1 protein-coding gene is annotated in these 507 nt (G+C 56.8%); it reads left to right on the forward strand.

The features are described from left to right. Positions 1-507, forward strand: a 507-nt coding sequence (locus NR126_RS28445) for an immunoglobulin-like domain-containing protein (protein ID WP_256832490.1), incomplete at both ends; no start/stop codon positions are given.

Genomic DNA, 507 nt, shown 5'->3' on the forward strand with positions numbered 1-507 from the left:
GCGTCGTGCAGATCAACGACACCACCGACACCGTGACCGTCAGCATCGCTGGCAATGGTCCTGTGTTTGAAAACGCGAATCCAACCTTCACTGTCAGCATCAACCAGGCGTTGAAGGATGATCTGACCGTCAAACTCAGCAACGGTGGCACCGTCACCGTCAAAGCCGGTGATACTTCGGCGATCTATACCGCGCCAGTCCAGGGAGACGACGTCTACAAAGATGGCGGTCCGCTGAGCGTCACCATCGACAGCGCAACCGTGAAGGATCAGGTCTTCGAAGACCTGCAACTGAGCAAAGAACCAGGCGTGGTGCAGATCAACGACACCACCGACACCGTGACCGTCAGCATCGCTGGCAACGGTCCTGTGTTTGAGAACGCCAATCCAACCTTCACCATCACCCTCAACCAGGCGTTGAAGGACGATCTGACCGTCAAACTCAGCAACGGTGGCACCGTCACCGTTAAAGCTGGCGAAACCAGCGCGATCTATACCGCCCCAGTTC

It is taken from the genome of Pseudomonas sp. Pse1, assembly GCF_024519635.1.
Classification (GTDB): Bacteria; Pseudomonadota; Gammaproteobacteria; order Pseudomonadales; family Pseudomonadaceae; genus Aquipseudomonas.